12 protein-coding genes are annotated in these 18,192 nt (G+C 57.7%); 5 read left to right on the top strand and 7 right to left on the bottom strand.

The genetic code is table 11. The features are described 5' to 3' along the window. Positions 1-151: 151 nt before the first annotated feature. From AC4CWF_RS15015 to AC4CWF_RS15025, 3 genes are read right to left on the bottom strand one after another with little or no spacing between them, the layout of a single operon-like run. Positions 152-3,043, bottom strand: coding sequence for an AAA family ATPase (locus AC4CWF_RS15015; RefSeq protein ID WP_491282439.1), 2,892 nt, complete (start codon positions 3,041-3,043; stop codon positions 152-154). Then, complete coding sequence (locus AC4CWF_RS15020) at positions 3,040-3,672, bottom strand: hypothetical protein (RefSeq protein WP_491282440.1); 633 nt, start codon at positions 3,670-3,672, stop codon at positions 3,040-3,042. The genes AC4CWF_RS15015 and AC4CWF_RS15020 overlap by 4 nt, the downstream gene beginning before the upstream one ends. Then, the gene (locus AC4CWF_RS15025) at positions 3,673-6,051 is read right to left on the bottom strand and encodes an ABC-three component system protein (protein WP_491282441.1); all 2,379 of its coding nucleotides are present in this window, start codon (positions 6,049-6,051) and stop codon (positions 3,673-3,675) included. It abuts the gene before it with no gap. Between the two features lie 752 nt (positions 6,052-6,803). On the opposite strand from AC4CWF_RS15025, the gene AC4CWF_RS15030 reads away from it, so the two are divergent. From AC4CWF_RS15030 to AC4CWF_RS15050, 5 genes are read left to right on the top strand one after another with little or no spacing between them, the layout of a single operon-like run. After that, on the top strand, positions 6,804-8,066 hold the full coding sequence (locus AC4CWF_RS15030) for an ABC transporter substrate-binding protein (protein WP_491282442.1): 1,263 nt from the start codon (positions 6,804-6,806) through the stop codon (positions 8,064-8,066). Positions 8,067-8,124: 58 nt separating this feature from the next. Continuing rightward, positions 8,125-9,006, top strand: a complete 882-nt coding sequence (locus AC4CWF_RS15035; RefSeq protein WP_491282443.1) for a carbohydrate ABC transporter permease — start codon at positions 8,125-8,127, stop codon at positions 9,004-9,006. Between the two features lie 4 nt (positions 9,007-9,010). Further along, a complete protein-coding gene (locus tag AC4CWF_RS15040; protein ID WP_491282444.1) occupies positions 9,011-9,862 on the top strand; it encodes a carbohydrate ABC transporter permease in 852 nt (283 codons plus the stop codon). 47 nt (positions 9,863-9,909) lie between these two features. After that, on the top strand, positions 9,910-11,046 hold the full coding sequence (locus AC4CWF_RS15045; RefSeq protein ID WP_491282445.1) for an ABC transporter ATP-binding protein: 1,137 nt from the start codon (positions 9,910-9,912) through the stop codon (positions 11,044-11,046). 17 nt (positions 11,047-11,063) lie between these two features. Beyond that, positions 11,064-13,202 carry a beta-galactosidase gene (locus tag AC4CWF_RS15050; RefSeq protein WP_491282446.1) on the top strand — a complete coding sequence of 713 codons (2,139 nt, stop codon included), beginning with the start codon at positions 11,064-11,066 and terminating at the stop codon, positions 13,200-13,202. Positions 13,203-13,260: 58 nt separating this feature from the next. Here the strand turns inward: AC4CWF_RS15050 and AC4CWF_RS15055 are convergent, their stop codons facing one another. From AC4CWF_RS15055 to AC4CWF_RS15070, 4 genes are all read right to left on the bottom strand, one after another. Next, positions 13,261-14,436: an ROK family protein gene (locus AC4CWF_RS15055; protein ID WP_491282447.1), complete on the bottom strand. Its 1,176-nt coding sequence runs from the start codon at positions 14,434-14,436 to the stop codon at positions 13,261-13,263. 696 nt (positions 14,437-15,132) lie between these two features. After that, positions 15,133-16,128 carry an inositol 2-dehydrogenase gene (gene iolG, locus AC4CWF_RS15060; protein WP_491282448.1) on the bottom strand — a complete coding sequence of 332 codons (996 nt, stop codon included), beginning with the start codon at positions 16,126-16,128 and terminating at the stop codon, positions 15,133-15,135. Between the two features lie 23 nt (positions 16,129-16,151). Then, the gene (locus AC4CWF_RS15065) at positions 16,152-16,946 is read right to left on the bottom strand and encodes a 3-methyl-2-oxobutanoate hydroxymethyltransferase (protein ID WP_491282449.1); all 795 of its coding nucleotides are present in this window, start codon (positions 16,944-16,946) and stop codon (positions 16,152-16,154) included. Between the two features lie 25 nt (positions 16,947-16,971). Continuing rightward, complete coding sequence (locus tag AC4CWF_RS15070; RefSeq protein WP_491282450.1) at positions 16,972-18,192, bottom strand: NAD(P)/FAD-dependent oxidoreductase; 1,221 nt, start codon at positions 18,190-18,192, stop codon at positions 16,972-16,974.

Genomic DNA, 18,192 nt, shown 5'->3' on the forward strand with positions numbered 1-18,192 from the left:
AGATCCCAAGGATGCTTCGATCTCTCTGAAGGACGGCTGGGGACCCTGTTCGAGTGCCTCCAACAAGCGTTGACTAGCGACAGCGTCGGGGCCGTTTGCAGTCAGTCCGGTTTGGCGCCCCGAAGTCTATGAAGAAGCTAATTCTCCCGTCTCAGGTATTCAAGCTTTGGTTCTTTAGATATGTGGTCGAAGATCTGTCGAATCGAACAATCTTTGCGCCGAGTTTCGCTGCTAAAAACTTGGCTGCAATGAAATCGGCCTGGACATGGTCGTGGGTCGTCAAGATGACTTGGTGCCCTCTGTCCTCGCAGAGACCGCGTATGAGGTCGGCGAAGGCACCGACTTTAATCACGTCAGCATGCTGCAGCGGGTCGTCCAAAAGCAGTGCCTGCCAACGCGACCAAGGGAACAGGACGGACGCGGTGATCATAGAAGAGATTTGTAGTGCGGCGAGTTGGCCCTCTGAGAAGAAATGACCAGCGAGCCAGCCATGAAGCGAGTGATGGCCGACGCGTGGCACTGCGTGCGATTCAAGTTCGTTGAACCGCAAATCAACTCGATCGGTAATCCACTCAAGTGTTTCTCCGAACGATCCAGCTAAGCTCGCGTAGACCGAGCCAAACAAGCTATTCCAGGGCCGGAGCGCGGACCCGTGGAGATGGCGATCGGTATTCCGCCGAACCTTGGCACGCTCCATTAAACGCGATCGCAGCCCTTCGAGCGCATGGACTTCGTCGCGACTGCGTTCAAGTTCTCGCTCAATTGCCATAACAAGATCGGCGGCGCTTGCTTGCTGGTCAGAGGGCAAGTAGGCGGAACGCAGCACCGCGAGTTCATCATCGCGCCGAGTGACCGGAGTATTAAGACCGAGTTCGGAGCGAATTGCGCCGATACGCTCAAGGAATGATCCGGCGCGAATCGACTGCTCCTGTAGGTCGGAGAGTACATCGGAAGTAACCGTTCCGGATGCAAGGAGCGACACGCGGGTGTCAATGTTCTGCAGGCGGTCACTTTCTTCGTGAGCATTCGCGGTGGCTGTGTTCAACGTCGCTAGAGCTCGAGCCGCCTCGAGTTTCGCTGTTTCGGCAAGTTCTTCCGCTATGCGAAAGTTGGTTTGCGCTTCATGAAGCCAGATACTGGCGCGCTCGGCCTGCGCTTCAAGAGAGCGTAACTCTGAGCGAAGGCCAGCATCGTCGCCGTCTCGCTCAATCACATCTATGATGCTGTCCATTTGAGTGATGTGGATCGATATTTCGGCGTCGATAGTAGCCTTCGCTACCAACAGGCGCCCCTGCCTGTTCTCAAGGTCTTCCAACACCGCGCGTGCATCCATACCATCATCGAGCGCAAGAGCCTCGCGAATGTCAAACAGCCGCATTTCGAGCTGATCTTGTAACTCGGGGGTCCACGATGCACCGAATACAAGTTCTTGTCGTTCTCGCTCGATCTTCTGACGTTCATGGAGCGCGATGCGCGCCTCGATGTCGTCAAGTCGCGATATCAATACCTGCAGTTGTCCAGAAGTAGCGCCCAGCTCCTGCGTGACCTCGTTGAGTTGATGAGCAATTTGTTGGGTGCCCGCCCCCGGAGTGATCGACATTTCTTGAGCACGACGAGCAAGCTCTCCAATTGCGTAATTGGCTGAGCACAACGGACACTCTGTATCGTGCTCGTGTAGATGTTCCGCGATGGCAGTTGCTAGGGCTGACATTGTGGATATACGCTCATGCTCCTGCGCGAGTTGTTGCTGTAGAGCTCCGCGGCGACCTACCAGCGACTCGCGACGTTCGCTTGATCGTGCGATCTCGTTCCGCAAGTTACTCCGCTGAGCCAACAGGCCATCCAGTACAGCGGTGTCCCCCATTGAGCGGATCATCTCGGCGAGCACCAATCCAGCACGGACACGAGCGCCGACCTGCTCAAGCTCGGCCAGATTGGCTAGGCCGCGCTCGATTGCACTGGATTGATATCCAATTTCACTTTGTTGGTCGTACAGCTTTGTGAGCCGTTGCGTCACTTCTTGGCGCAACGTGCGGCTCGCAATGGTAGCGGCAAGATTACTGCGGGCTGTACGCATTTCCGCGAGCTGTTGTTCTGCCTTGCGTCGTTCAGCGTCGGCAAGTGAACTGGCTTGGGCACGACGTTCTGACAACTGTGCGAGAGATTCGGAGGCTTGTCGGGCGGCCTCTTGCTCTGCCGCTAGGCGACGCAGACGCAAATTGGCATCGCGCTGCTCGGCCGTTAGGTGGCGCAGCTCCGCGAGCTGTTTTTCAACGCGCGCAAGGTAGCCAAGAAGAGCAGTTTCGATTTCGTTGACATCAAGTCCCGCGTCCAGATCAAGATGAGTCTGATCAGATACGGAATTGATAAGATCGCGCAATCGCTTGGCAACCCCACTCGCTGGGTCAGCGAGGGGTGACTGGCCGAGTCGCACAGCATGTTCGAATGCTATTTCGTGCTGGCGCACCCTATCCGATGCTTCCTTTTGGAGTTCCTTTAACGCGTTGCGGGTTTGCGAGCCCCACAGTCTCTGATCCAGCCCCTTGAACTTCTCAAGACCGGCTGGCGCAGCGAAAGCCTTTAGGACGGCGTCGTCGTTCTCATATCCCAAACGTGCTGTCGAGCGCTGTGACGAGAAGTGTGTCCAGCGCAATGCTGCATCAATGGAATGGAGCTCGTCCCAACGAGGTTCTGCACGCCGCAAAAGCTTTGTAATTTCGGCAGGTTCGTCACCGGAATGCAACTTGTAGTGCCGCGAACCATCTTGGTCAGCAAAAACCAGGGAAACTTCAGGATCCGCGGTCGACCCTAGCGACCTGTACACGTCGGGTGACCTGCGAACTTGCGACGTATGAAAGGCGGGTAGCCGTGAGGCACTGCCAGTGAGGGCCCACTCGATAGCGTCAAGAACGGTTGATTTGCCGCTACCATTTGGTCCCACTAAGATGGTGATTCCCGGTCCGTCTGCGAACTCAACGACCTGCTGACTGAGGCGACGGAAGTCCCGTATTTTGACACTGGTGAGCTGAATACTGTTACTCATTCGACTTCACCAATCGTCAGAGCATCCTCTAAAAACGCGCGTGCAGACTTGCCCAAAGCATTGGCCTTGAGCGCCAACTCGTCAAGTTCGATATCAAGATCGCTGATCAAACTATCAAATGCCCTAGCGTCTCCGGTCATCGTAGCCGCACCACGCCAAGGGCGGGCAAATGGTGACCTTCTCAAGAAAGCCTCGGCGCTTGAGGTGGCGTCGCCGTCGAGCAACCAGACAAGCTTCCGACATATTCGATCATCATCCTCAATATCTGCAGCAGCACGTGCCCAGTCGGCCTCGTTTGAACTGCCTTCTGGGCCGAATAAGATAAGGATTAAATCAACTGCCTTCTCGCCGAGTGTCTGTTGTGCAACCGTCGCGCAACGAACAAAGGGTAAGGCAGCAGTCCGCGACGGCTCGGTCAGCATTCCTGCAATGATTGGTTGATCACCCCATCTAGTAAATACGACATCACTAGCCCGTGGAACGCCATCACCTCCGTAGCGCTTTATCGCAAGGTCGAGCGGCAGGGTCTGGTCGAAAACAGGCCCGGCCTGAAAACGGTCGTACTGCTCGCACACCGCTCTGAGCAACCCTAGGCGTTCGCTGAGTTTCAGCCCGTCAACGTCGCGCATCTAGTTCACCTCCGGCAACGCATCGCGAAACGCTTTTTCGAACTCTGCCGTCGCCTCGCTCAGCCCTGTTGCTAATGCCTGCTTAAGAGATTGCGAACCGACAATGACAGGCGTTCTGCCGCCCGGCGGCGCCATCATTCGCGATGAACTCTGTTGGTCGATAAAGCTGCGGTCAGGCAGGCATTCTGCCTCTCGCGCTGGCAGTATCAGGCAGGAGGGCACGAACTGATCGCCCGGCCAACGTTTCTCCCATGTCCCGATCGATTTCGCCTCACCAGCGACGCTGCGAAAAAATCGCGTACCACAAAAGTGCGCTGCGTTGTCGTTAGTGCCGGGAGCACTTGCATGAAGCACATTGCCGTTTGGGCGTTTCGCGGGCACAGAGAAGCCGGGAAGTAATGCCTGCATCACAAGGTGAAAGATTATTGCCGGTAGGAGTTCATCATCAATGCAGCGAGGCCCGATGCGCACAGAACTCCAGCGATCAGGCTGACCGTACCCGTCAAGCATTCCGCCAAATAGGCTAAGCACCCAGCGGCGGTGGTCGGACGTCAGCGCGTCTATATCGCGGCGCCACAAATTCCATCCAATAAGAACTTTCGTACGAATGTCGGCGTGCAGAGGGATTGGGCATCGGGCCGGTTGATCGGCAAGCTCACCCATACGATCTTCGATCAGCGACAATAGCCCAGCGTCGAGTGAAGATTCCAACTTGGCCGCGAAAATATCTTCATCGTCGGCTTCCTCGACACGGTCCGGGGTCACGACGCCTGCGCGCTTGGTCGCCGCTCTGGTGCGGTCACCCGCCACGGCGGGGACGCAATTCATGAGATTGATCCAAGCGTCTGCGTGCTGTCCGGCCAAGCCAGCCTGAGGCTCGGCGTGGATGAGAAGGCGGCATAGGGCGAGATCGAGCTTAGACGCTTCGCCGGACGGCGGAAACGTAATCTCTATCTGAATTGGAGCCGTCGGCGCGCGCCATAAGCGACCTATCTCATCGAGATGGAGATCTGATTTCCATACGATCTGGTTCCCACCTCGTGACAATCGAATCCGAGTCGGCAACATGGCGAACATACGCGCATCAACGTTGGCGACCGTGGACGGGGAGAGCAGTGGAGTGCGTGGGCGTGTAGTGATAGCCCTGCGCTTGTCACGCAATGCTTTGACCTTGCCATCAATGGCGGGGTTATTAAATGTCCACGTCTCAGCAGATGTATCGCCGTGGCGAGTAACCACTATATCGAATTTCTTGCACTTCTCGACACCGTGCTCCAGGTAGGTAGAGCCGGCGGGGGAATCAAATTTGTGGGTCGCCGATAGGATTGTTTGGCACGTTGTTTCACGTGCTTTATCAAGTTCCATAGCTCTCATTACCGCCGTCGCTGCGAGGCGATTGAGCGGTGCCGTACCTTTATGAAAGAGCTTAGCCTCGCGTGTTAGTAGAGTGAATTCCACACCTCTAATCAGCGAGGCGCTGAAAACCCGAGCTAGGTGGTCGATTTCAAGTGCCGCATATGCCTGAGCGATATCATTGACGGTTGAAGGGACTTGCCAGATTTTCTCCTCCAGTTCCTCAATCTCCCGCATCATCTTTTCAACGTCTGGTGAGGATGAAATGTGCTCGCAGACGGCTTCATGACTGACTCCGGGTAGTGCGAACAAGACGAAGTCGATTAGGCCGCCGTCGCCTAGACCGCTTATCAAGATCGACCTTGGCGCCTCTCCTTGAAGAGCCGGGCCCTGCTGGGGATGGACCCGCCAGTAGGAACGAGGCTTTTCGATGCCTCGCGTTTCGGCCTCCAGCCCGAATCCAGCGGCAAGAATGACCAGATCAAACCATTCTTTTTTTGCGCCAGGACCTCCGCCTACCGTAACAGCAACCGACGCCCCCTCCTCGCGGACCTCGCTTACTTTAGATCCAGTTTTGACCGCAATACCATAACGATTGAATTGCTTGACGAGGTCTGCGGCAACGTTACCTGCGACACCCTTGCGCCAGCTTAGCAAGGGCAGCTCCGCACGAGGATTAACTGACGCTTCGTCAGGCCAGTCAATAAGATGTGGTGCGAGGAATTTGTCGAGAGCCCCGGACTGTAGTGGAAGCACCTGATCGAGACCTTCGAAGATCGTTACCGATAGCTCATCGCGTAGTCCGGCAACTTTGAGTGCGGCGGCGCAAGTGATGCCAGACGCGCCTGCTCCAACGATGGCGATACTTCCGATGTCCGCCATCCATTGTTGTGAGCGCAGCGCCTCGACTAGCTCGATTGCCCGCGCTTGTTGTGCGAAAACCGTGATGCGCAGGTCCGAGGGAAAGAGGAGATATATGCGTTTTTCAACGATGCATGCGTCTGCGAGCGACTCTATTGCCGACAAACTGATCCCCCTCTTTTCAATACCGTATAGATGGAACAAATGTCCGCCCCCGTCCACCGAATAGACGATAGAGTGTCGAGAGGTCTACTCAGCAAAGTTGAAAACGTTGAGCAGTTTTGAGTGATCAGATTGAGGGCTAACAGCCGAGGGACACCGCTGCCGCGGCGACGTCTGCTTTCAGGCACGCGTGATGCCGGCCTTTATGACCGATATAGTGAAGGCAAAAAGCTGTCATGCACGTAGCAATCGCCAGATGCGAGTTCCGCTCCGAAAGCGGAAATTATTGCCGGTAAACCCGCCTGGTTGACTGATGCCCAAAGCCAGGGCACAAAGGTGGCATCCACGGTCGCTCGCGATGGGAAAACAGAGGTAATTTCAAGGTAATTTTTCCAAGCCATTGAAATCATGTGAGAATCCAGGTTCTCCAGGCAGACCAATTAGGGTCTAATTTCCGCTGCAAGTCAGCGGCTGTTTCTCACAGAGAAAAGCGACGCCTTCTCAACAACTTGAGTAACTCTGGCTGGCATTCTTCAGGCCATCTGTCGTCCTCAAACGAGTCTCGCCAACATGGCTGGGGACCCTCAATTGAACGTGCGGCTAGGGGAAGGAGCCCATGACAGGCACTCTGTACTCGTGCAACCGGATCACCGAAGCCCAGTTAATTTATTTATTAAATTAACTGTTGACGAGGACTTTGTGATGTGGCTTTTTGCGACCGTCGGCATTGGGAAAACCGACGGAGGAGCAAAATCATGAAGTTTCCGAATAAGTCTCTCGAAATGTCGCGGCGCCACTTTCTCGCAACTACGGGCTCGGCCATTGCGGCCTCCGCCCTGTCAACACCGGCGATCGGACAGACCCGCGCCCTGACCATCATTTCCAACCGTGGAAATGCCGACCAGCGAAAGGCGCTAGAAACCATTGCGGCTGCTTTCGGCAAGGAAGCAGGCGTAGCCGTCTCGGTCAACAACATGGACCACGAAGCGCACAAGACTGCCATTCGCAACTATCTCGTCACCAGCCCGCCGGATATCTGCTTCTGGTTCTCGGGCAGTCGGATGCGGTCCTTCGTCACCCGCGACCTGTTTGAAGATATCTCCGACCTGGTGGCAGGCGAAAATTATGCCGATGTCATCGGCAACACGCTGGGCTCGGTTACCGTCGACGGCAAGCAGTATGGTCTTCCGACAGGCGGCATTCTTTGGGGCCTGTTCTACCGCCAGGACACGTTCGACCAGTTCGGCCTGACCGTGCCGAAGACATTCGATGACTTCTTCACCCTTGCAGAAAAGTCCCAGGCCGCCGGCATCGTCCCAATGAGCATCGGGACCAAGGATCAATGGCCTTGCGGCGGCTGGTTCGACCACATGAACCTGCGCATCAATGGCCTTGAGCACCACATGGACCTGATGGCCGGCAAGATCCAATACACCGACGCTTCTCTGAAGGAGATATTCGATCGCTGGGAAGCGCTGATCAAGGCCGACCTCTTCACGCCCAATCACACCTCCTTCGCCTGGGATCCGGCAGCAGCAGCCCTCGTGCAGAAGAAGGCTGCGATGATGGATCTCGGCAACTTCATCAAATACGCCTTCCCAGCGGAAGACCTGGCTCAGGTGCGGTTTGCGCCCTTCCCCGAAATCAAGTCCGGTGTTGAGCAGTATGAGGACTTCTCGGTGGACTCAATCCACATGCCGTCTGGCGCCAAGAACAAGGATGCGGCACGCGAGTTCCTCGCCTACTTCTACCGTCCAGAGAACCTGTCGGCTTATCTGATGCCCGAAGGGAACGTGCCCGCGCGCAGCGACTGCGCGATCGGTGACGACCCGATCCTGAAAATGTCGGTTGAAGCTCTGAAGAGCGTCAAGGGAACGGCGCAGTTCTACGATCGCGACAGCGATCCGGACCTCGCCCAGGCCGGGCTGAAGGGCTTGCAGGAGTTCATGGTTCGTCCGGAGCGGCGCGACACCATCCTTGCCCAGATCGAGCGCACCCGCGCCCGCATTCACGGCTGATCACTCTATCAGAGCGGGCGGACACTGGTTCGCCCGCCAAAACTCCCGGGATACTTCCATGACAATTTGGTGGCGGCGACACAGAAGCTGGCTGACGCCTGCGCTTCTCCTCGCACCAGGGCTCGTCCTGTTCCTGGTCATCATCGTGGCTTCGTCGATCGAAACCTTCTGGATCTCATTCTTCGAATGGGATGGCATCGGTCCGAAGACATGGATCGGGCTCGGCAACTATATCGAGCTTCTCGACGATCCGCAGTTCTACACATCGCTGAAGAACAATGTGATCTGGCTCCTGATGTTCTTGCTCGCCCCTCCAGCAGGGCTGGCGATCGCGCTTCTGGTCAATCAGAAGATCGCCGGAATGCGACTCGCCAAGTCCTTGTTTTTCATGCCGCTGGTTCTTGCGGCCGTGACAGTCGGCGTCATTTTCAACTGGTTTTACGACCCGACCTTCGGGCTGCTCGCCATCATTTACAGCGCATTCGGTGCGACGGCGCCTGCCCTTCTGTCAGACGAGCATCTCGTGACCTTCGCCGTCATTATTGCTGCTCTCTGGCCGCAGATCGCCTTCTGCCTCGTTCTTTTCCTCGCCGGCCTCAACAATCTGGATGAAGAACTGATCGGGGCCGGACGCGTCGACGGAGCGCGCGGCTGGAACATGCTGCGCCATGTGGTGCTTCCGCAACTGACCCAAGTCGCCTTTATTGCGGTCGCCATTACCCTCGTCGGCGCCTTGCGCTCCTTCGATCTCATCTCCGTCATGACGGCTGGCGGCCCCTTCGGATCCTCCACGGTCCTTGCCTATCAGATGTATGAACAGTCGATCTTCTCGTACCGGTTCGGTTACGGCGCGGCGATTGCAACCGTTCTCTTCATGATCATGGCGGTCTTCATCGCCTGGTACCTGCGTGGCCTGATCAAGGCTGAGAAAGGGACGTAAAGCCATGTATCCCCGCCCCATCCCCGAGACACAGGCCGCTGCACGCGCGCTTTACATGACAATGGTTTGCGCCATCCTCGTGCTTTGGCTGCTTCCCCTTTTCGCTATTATCCTCACGTCGTTTCGCTCGTTTGAAGATGTAATGGCCGGCAATTATTGGGGTTGGCCAACCGAGTTCAACCTCGTCGAAAACTATGTTGCCGTCTTCCAGCAGACGAAGATGCTGCAATACTTCGTCAACAGCCTGATCATCACGGTGCCCTCGGTCATCATGGTGCTGGTGTTTTCGACCATGACGGGCTTCGTCCTGTCGCGCTATCTATTCCCCGGATCCATGGTGATCTTCGTGCTCTTTGTCGGCGGCAATTTCCTGCCACAACAGATCATGATGATCCCGATCCGGGACTTGATGGTGTCGCTTGGGCTTTACGACACCTTCTTCGCTCTGATGGCGTTCCACATCGCCTTCCAGACGGGTTTTGCCACACTCTTCATGCGCAACTTCATCGCGGCCCTGCCGGCGGAACTCTTCCAGGCGGCCCGGGCGGAGGGCGCCTCGCCCTGGCAGATCCTCATCCACATCGTCGTGCCGCTGGTGCGCCCTGCCCTTGCCGCCCTCGCCATCCTCACCTTCACATTCATCTGGAACGACTACTTCTGGGCGATCGTGCTCACCCAGAGTGATGCGGTGAAGCCCGTAACCGCGGGTCTTGCCAATCTCAAGGGTGAATGGGTGTCGCAGTGGAACATCGTCTCAGCGGCCACGATCTTCGTCGCCATTCCACCGGTCCTGATGTTCTTCCTAATGCAGAAGCACTTCGTCTCGGGCCTGACCATGGGCGCCGTCAAGGGATGACCGACTGTGCCCGGCTTTTCATCGACACACTTGCAAGGGGCTGACCAATGAGCAGCGTCAAACTCGAAAACCTCCAGAAGCACTACGCACAGTTTCACGCTCTGAAGGATATCAATCTCACGATTGACAAGGGCGAGTTCATCGTCATGGTCGGCCCCTCCGGATGCGGAAAGTCGACGCTTCTCAAGACGATCGCTGGCCTCGAGACAGTCACATCTGGCACGCTCTCGATCGGCGGACGCGATGTCACCCATGAGGAGCCGGGAGAACGCGGTATCGCGATGGTCTTCCAGTCCTATGCGCTCTATCCGCATATGACGGTCGCCGAGAACATGGGCTTTGGCCTGAGAATGGCGAAGCGTCCGCAGGCGGAAATCGATGCGGCAGTCAAGCGCGCAGCGGAGATCCTCAGGATCACAGAGCAACTCGACAAACTTCCAAAGCAGCTCTCAGGCGGGCAGAGACAGCGTGTCGCTATTGGTCGTGCGATCACGCGCTCTCCAGAAGTCTTTCTCTTTGACGAGCCGCTCTCGAACCTTGACGCAGCACTTCGCACGCAAATGCGCGTGGAACTGTCGACGCTCCACGCACAACTCGGCTCGACCATGATCTATGTGACCCACGATCAGGTGGAGGCCATGACCATGGCGACCCGGATCGTCGTCTTGAACAAGGGCGAGATCGAGCAGGTCGGATCGCCACTGGAACTTTACACCAATCCGAAAAACCTCTTTGTCGCCGGCTTTCTCGGTGCGCCCCGTATGAATTTCTTTGAGGGCACTGTTGCGGACATCTCGGAGAATAAGGTCACCACGGCCATTGCAGGTCTCCCGCCCGTCAGCCTCGATAATGTTGACGCACAGGCTCTGTCCAAGGGGGACAGGATCACACTCGGCGTCCGACCGGAGAAACTGGTGACAGAAGGCGGGTCGAGCGTGACTTTTCCCGCCCGTGTCCGACTGGTCGAGCATCTCGGACGCGAAACCGTCTTCTATGCGGATGCCTCACCCCTCAAGACCTCGGGCTCCGACACGGGCACGGAGAACGTCACGGTCCAGATGCCGCAAATCGTATCGCTTTCGAGCGATGTAGCCGTCACGATCGGCTTCGAGATCGCCGATGTCTATCTGTTCGGCCCGGATGGACGGACCCTCACTGCACCCAAGCCGCTGCAAGCCATCTGAATACCAGGAGCATTCCCATGAAACGGACCCAACCCGCGCCACTCTCCGCCTGGCGGTCGATCAATCTCGACGACTTCCTGCTGGGCGTTCCGCACTACCCCGAGCATGTCGACGAAAGCTACTGGCAGCGCGACGCGGATCGCATGAAGGAAGCCGGCTTCAATGCGGTGCGCATGGGCGAGTTCGCCTGGCACATCTGGGAGCCCTTCGAGGGCAAGTTCGACTTTGACCTATTCGACCGGGCCATTGAGGTGCTCGGAAATGCCGGTATCAAGACCATCCTGTGCACACCGACGGCTACCCCGCCGCGCTGGCTGACCATGAACTATCCCGAAGTGCTTCGTGTGGATCGCAACGGCCGCCGGGCAAGCCATGGCTCTAGACAGCACTGCGACACCACAAGCCCGGTCCTGCGTCAGCATAGTCGCCGGATAACCTCGGCGATGGCGGAGCACTACAAAGATAGCCCGCATGTCATCGGCTGGCAGACGGACAATGAGCTGAACACGACGGTTTCGGAATCCTTCTCCGATTCTGCGGCACTCGCCTTTCGCAACTATCTACGGCACCGCTACGAGACAATCGCCGACCTGAACTTCGCCTGGGGTGGCCACTTCTGGGCCACGGCCTACGATAATTTCGACCAGGTCGTTCTGCCGTTCCCGATGGCACCGTCGTATCTCAGCCCCGGCCATGTGCAAGATTACCACCGCTTCCTCGCCTGGGCGACAGCCGCGTTTCAGCGCGACCAGGTCGAGATCCTGCGCGCGACCAATCCTGACTGGTTCATCTTCCACAATCTTGGCAACCTGCAGGACATCGATTTCCGGGCAGAGTTCGGGCAGGATCTCGATTTCATCGGCTTCGACATCTATCCGATGCTCTATGACGAGTTCCGGCGGACCAATGGCCATGCCGCGACACAAGCCCTGCAGCTCGATCTCTGCCGCAGCTACAGCGGCAACTTCCTGGTGCCCGAGCAGGCGTCAGGCCTCGGCAGCCAGCCCTCCTTTACCACAATGAACCCCGAGCCGGGCGAGATGCGGCGTATGGCCTTGTCCTCGGTGGCACGCGGGGCCGATGGCCTGATGTTCTTCCGCTGGCGTCCGGCTCATTTTGGCGCCGAGATCTACTGGATGGGCATCATCGATCACGATGACGTCCCGCGTCGACGCTACGAAGAGGCCAGACAGTTTGCCTCGGACATTCACAAGATCAAGGATCGCCTGCTCGGGACTTCCGTGCACATGGACGTCGGCATCGCCGGGGCCGATTTCGACAATCAGGAGGCACACAAGACCTATCCGATCGGCCTGCCCTCCCCTCAGGATGACGCAACACTCCTGCATGTTCACTGCTATCGGCGCGGCATTGCCTGCGGCTTTGTCCATCCAGAAGATGACCTGTCGCGGCTTAAGGTCTTCTACATTCCCCATTGGGTGATGTGGAAGCCGGAGTGGACCACGAAACTCGAAGCGTTCGTGGAGGCTGGCGGCACGCTGATCGTCGGGGCAATGACGGGAACGCGCGACATCAACAACCATATCATCCGTGAGCAGGCGCCTGGTGAAGCACTAGCGAAATTGTGCGGCGTCAAGGTTGTCGAATTCGGTCGTTTGACCGCGAAAAACGGAGACGGCCTGTTCCAGCGGGTGACGCCCCAAGCGGGACTATATGACAATCCGAACCGTCCAGCCCCGTCCTCGGCGGAACGCGTCTACACCATGGACCTTGATGGACGACGACTTGAGGTCGAGCATCTCTACGAGCAGATCGAGACCGAACAGGACGTTGAGATCCTCGCCCGCTGGTCAAACCGTTTCCTTCAGGGCCAGGCGGCTATCACGCGGCGCAAGGTGGGCAAGGGAGAGGTCATCTACCTCGCGACCTATCTCACTCCAGACCTGGTCGAAGCGCTGGAGGAACATGTGCTGGCTCCGCGCGCCGTCAGCCCTCTCGTTGACAAGCTTCCGACGGGTGTAGAGGTCACCTTGCGCAGTTCCGGTGACAGACAACTCCTCTTCGTACTCAACACGTTGGAGACGCCGACCACGGTTCGCGGCCTGCCGGCAGGTGGCGACCTGCTATCGGGACGGGCCGTATCGCAGGAAGAGGAACTGGAAGGCTATGGTTGCCTGGTGGTCCATCTCGACTGAAATCGACACATAATCTCCCAAGCAAACTGGCGGTGGAAACGGGATCCACCGCCTTTTTTCATTCTGACTCGGTCGGCCCACTACCACTAGCCTGGAAGTTGAACAGCGCCTGCGTTGCGAGAGCTGCCGCCCCAGAGCTCCAGAAATCATCCCTCTCATCCGGTACGATGGCGGGCGGCTCATCGTAGCATCGCGCCGCCAAACTCTCGCGCATCGGCCCAAAGAGCATATCGCCAAAGCTGACGGCTTCAGCGCCAACAATGACGACCTCCGGATCCATGATGTTGACCGCATCCGCCAAGTGGTAACCAATCGCCGTACCAGCCTCCTGTAAGATACGCCGGGCAACTGGATCTCCCTGAATGGCCGCCTCCTTCATCGCATATCGATCGACACCAGGTGCCAGCCCACGCTCAGATCGCCAGGCCTCGACAATCGCAGGTTCCGAGTAGAAGGCCTGCAGACAGCCTCGGCGGCCGCATTCGCAAAGAGGGCCGTTCGGATCATGCGTCACATGCCCCAGTTTTCCGGCCCGACCATGGGCGCCTCGGTGAATGAGGCCGTCATTGACTGTCGCACAGGCAATGCCAACGCCAAGAGCGAGTGCCGTGAAGACCTTGTGATGCCGTCCAAGCCCAAAGAGGTGCTGCGCCAAGGCAAAGGCAAGCGTATCGTCTTCCATCCAGACCGGTGCATTGATCCGCTGCTGCAACATTCTTCCGAAAGGCACGTTTTCCCAATGGAAGCGTCGGCTCTGAACACAGATCGCCTGCTCGATGTCGACGGTTGCCGGCATGGAGAAACCAATGCCAATCAGCTTGCCCTGCAAATCCGGAGCCGTGCGGCGCAGTCGGACGACGGCTTGCTCTGCAGCATCGAGCACATCCTCCGGCTTGGACGACTTGTACTCGACCGTCAGGCTGGACAGTACCGACGTCGACAAGTCGGTTAGAACGCAGCCCAGTGTACCGACATTCATCTTGATGCCGATCGCATAATGGCCGCCATAGTTCAGCACCAGGGGAATTGGCCGCCTTCCGCTTGCACCAGGCTGTGTCTCGCCTTCGCGCAGATAGCCTTCAGCAATCAGGTCTGCAACGACGAAGGTAACGGCCGCAGGACTTAATCCAGTGACGGTTGCGATATCAGCCCTACTGGCCGGACCTTCACGCCGAAGAAGGTTCAGTATGAGCCGCCGGTTCATGGCTCGGGTCATACGCTGATCAATCTTCACGAATTTGACACTCCAAACACTGCTGCGGTCTTGACGAGAGACACCCAACTACCAGATCGAGTTGGCGTTGTCGCCCGAATGCGGCGGTGATGCGCCTCGGCAGAGCGAGCTGATGACCGCGCAGGGATGGTGTCGTCACGCGTGCCATCATGCCATACGAATGCACCCAAAACATCTGTGCGGACGAGTGGCCAGCTTCACGATGTGGACGGTAAAAAGTCGTCAAGCAAGTCGCCCTCCGTCCACAAACGTGGTGCTAGTTGCGGAAATTATTTCCGTTTCAGACCCGTAGTGACTGATGTCCAAAGCGAGGGCACAAAGGTGGCATCCACGGTCGCTCGCGATAGGCAAAGAAAGAGGTTTCAAGATTTTTCTTCTAAGTTATTGAAATAGTGCAACAATCAAAGCTTTCTCGACAGGCCATCTCGGGCCGATTTCCGATCAAAATTTGCGACCATTTACCGCAGGAAAAAGTGGCGTCTTCTCAATGTCTTGGGCAATCTCGGCCGCAGTTCCTTATGCCATGAGCAGTGTTCGAAGCCGGCTAGGAACATTAGCTGGGGACACGCGAGCGACACTCACAAAAGCACAGCCGCGCCAGGCCGCTCCTGCCACGTTGACGACAGAAGCGAACGTCTTTGATGGACCGTGCGGCCCCAGTGACTGCGAGGCCGACGAACTCGTTTGCAGCGTATTCTAAGCCACAATTATACGCCGTCCTGACCGGACGCTCTCAAGTGCTGCATCTGACAATTTGAGAGCAAGGAGACCATCTTCGCCATTGGGCGAGATCGGCGCACCACTTTCAATCGCTGCAATGAAGGCAGCAATCTCGTTGGCATAGGCTTCGGTATATCTGGTCATAAAGAAGTCGTGGAGCGGCGGGCGGGTGTAGCCTTCGGCCGTCGCAACTTCGATCGAGATCGGCCGCTGGTTTTCCGCAGAGGCCGAGCCTTTCGAGCCATGGACTTCGATGCGCTGGTCATAACCGTAGGTGGCACGACGGGAGTTGGAGATCACCACCTGGCGACCCGTTACCGTTTCAAGGATGACCGTCACGCTGTCAAAGTCGCCAGCGGCCCCGATCTCAGGATCAACAAGGACAGCGGCGTGGGCAGAAACGAACGAGATCGCCTCGCCGTCCAATAGGTAACGGGCCATGTCGAAATCGTGAATCGTCATGTCGCGAAAGATCCCACCCGAGCGGGCGATGTAATCGAGCGGCGGCGGGCCGGGATCGCGGGACGTGATCGTAATCATTTCGACCTTGCCAATATGGCCATCGTCGATCGCCTTCTTGACTGCCATGAAGTGTGGATCGAAGCGCCGGTTGAAACCGACCATCAGCGTAGCATTCGTCTGCCTGACGATATCGATGCAGGATTTGACCCTAGCCAGATCAAGATCGACGGGCTTTTCGCAGAATATCGCTTTGCCCGCTCGGGCGAAACGCTCTATCAGGTCGGCGTGAGTGTCCGTCGGCGTGCAGATAATTACGGCGTGGACGTCGCGAGCAGCCTCGATCTCATCTATCGACCGAACCTCAGCGCCGTATTGGGCGGCAATCGACTGGGCGACTGCCGGAAAGGCATCAGCCACGGCGGCCAACCGTGCGTCCGGGTTATTACTGACGGCCTTAGCGTGGACGCGGCCAATCCGGCCCGCGCCAAGAAGGGCGAAATTCACTCTCATTATATTGTCTCCTCTGGGCTCGGTCAGCCGTTGATCATGGTGCGGAAGCGGGCAAGTTCGTCGGCTGGTAAACCCACATTGTGCCGATCTACCGGATAGGCACCGCTGTCCACGTCCTGGCGGAATTCGCGGAATGCAGCGACGCGCTCTTCCTGCAGGCGATCGAATTCAGCCGCGAAATTTCGGTACGTCTTGGCATGGCGAGGTACGTGACCACGGGTCTGGCCAAGTACATCATCGGCAAAGAGGTATTGCGCGTCGCAACCGGCACCAGCACCCATAGAGATCATGAAGAGCGATGTTTTGGCGCTGATCAGGGATGCGACCTCGGCTGGCACGACCTCTATCTCGGCGGCAAACGCACCCGCCTCCTCGAGAGCTTTCACAGCGTTCCAGATTGTCAGAGCACTATCGGCCGTCTTGCCAACAGCCTTGAAGCCGCCGGTCCATGTGGCCTTGGAAGGTATAAGGCCGACATGGCTGCACACGGGAATGCCTTCGTCGCGCAGCCTTCGGATAATGCCAAGGCTTGCAGCACAATAGACGGCATCGCCTCCGGCACGCATGGCCTGGAAGGCGGCCCGGAGATATTCTTCTGCCGTAACGTACTCGCCATATTCGAGACCGGGGACCGCAAACACGGTGGGCGCTGCTTCGCGAAAGGCGGGGCCAAGTAGCGCTGGCGGGACAGAGACCATCTCGATGCCTGCCCTCTCGGCGGCTTCGGCCTCTTCCAGCGTGACGACACGCAGCATGCTTAACTGCCGTTTGCCTTTGAGGGCAAGGATATCGGCGACGGTGGGACGTTTGGATTTCATTGAGTTGGCCTCTGGCGCCATGCGCCTACAGAAGGAATTTCAATTTGATGGAAGGATCGGCAAGTGCCGCTGGATCCGGGTGTGCCCGCTTGGCGATGAGCATCTCGGCGAGGCGGATATCGCGTGCCACGGCACCATCTGGTCCCAGACCACTTGCCGCGAGAAGCCTGCCTTCGACGTCGAGGTGAAAGACGATCTCTGCTTCGCCAGACAAAGGACGCATCACCGTCGAGGCGGTGCCATCTGAAAGCCCGGCCACCTGAAGCGTCAGGTCGTATTGATCCGACCAGAACCATGGCACTTTATCGAAGGCTTCTTCCTTGCCCAGCATGTTCGCAGCGGCGACATTCCCTTGCTCCTGAGCATTGCGCCAGGATTCAAGCCTGACGCGCCTCCCTCCATAGACAGAGACGGGAAAGGAGCAGCAATCCCCCGCCGCGAAGATGTCGGGCTCGCTTGTGCGCAGGCAATCATCAACAGCGATGCCGTTTTCAAGCAGCAGCCCCGCCTCGCCTGCAAGCGTCGTATTGGGCTGTGCGCCTATCCCGACAACGAGTGCATCGGCTTTGATGCAGCGAGTATCGGCGAGTGTGATGGTAACGGACGCATCGTCTTGGGCAATTGCTTCGATACCAACGCCACAGATGATGTTGACGCCCTCGAGTTGATGTCGCGCCTGAAGCGCCAGCGCCAGCCGTTCAGGAACACCGCGCATGAGCACTCGTGGCTGCACCTCGATGAGCGTAACATCCGTCCCAAGTTTGCGCCCCATCGCTGCGAGTTCCAGCCCGATGAAGCCACCGCCAAGAATGGCTAGATGGCGACCTTCTCGCATGAAGCGGCGGATGGCTGCGGCCTGCTCAACGGTTCTCAGCACGTGGACGCGTTCACCGTATTGAAGGCCGGGAACCTGACGAGGCGATGCACCTGTTGCCAGCAGCAGCCGTTCATAAGAAAGCGGATCTTCGCCATCCACCACAATCATGTGACCGACAGTGTCGATGGATTGGACACGCCGACCTCGAAGATGGGCAACGCCAGCCTCGGCGAAGCGAGCTTCGGCTGCAATCGCCCGGACACTCTCGGCCTCAGCACCTGCCTTGGATAGAGGAGGCCGTTCATATGGCAGATGAGGCTCGTCACCGATGAGGGTGACGGTGCCTGTATATCCCTTCTCTCGCAATGCGAAGGATGCGCGCACTCCCGCCTCGCCAGCACCGACGATGACCATGCCAGATGTGCTCAT

This window comes from Neorhizobium sp. PAMB6630, from assembly GCF_058242775.1.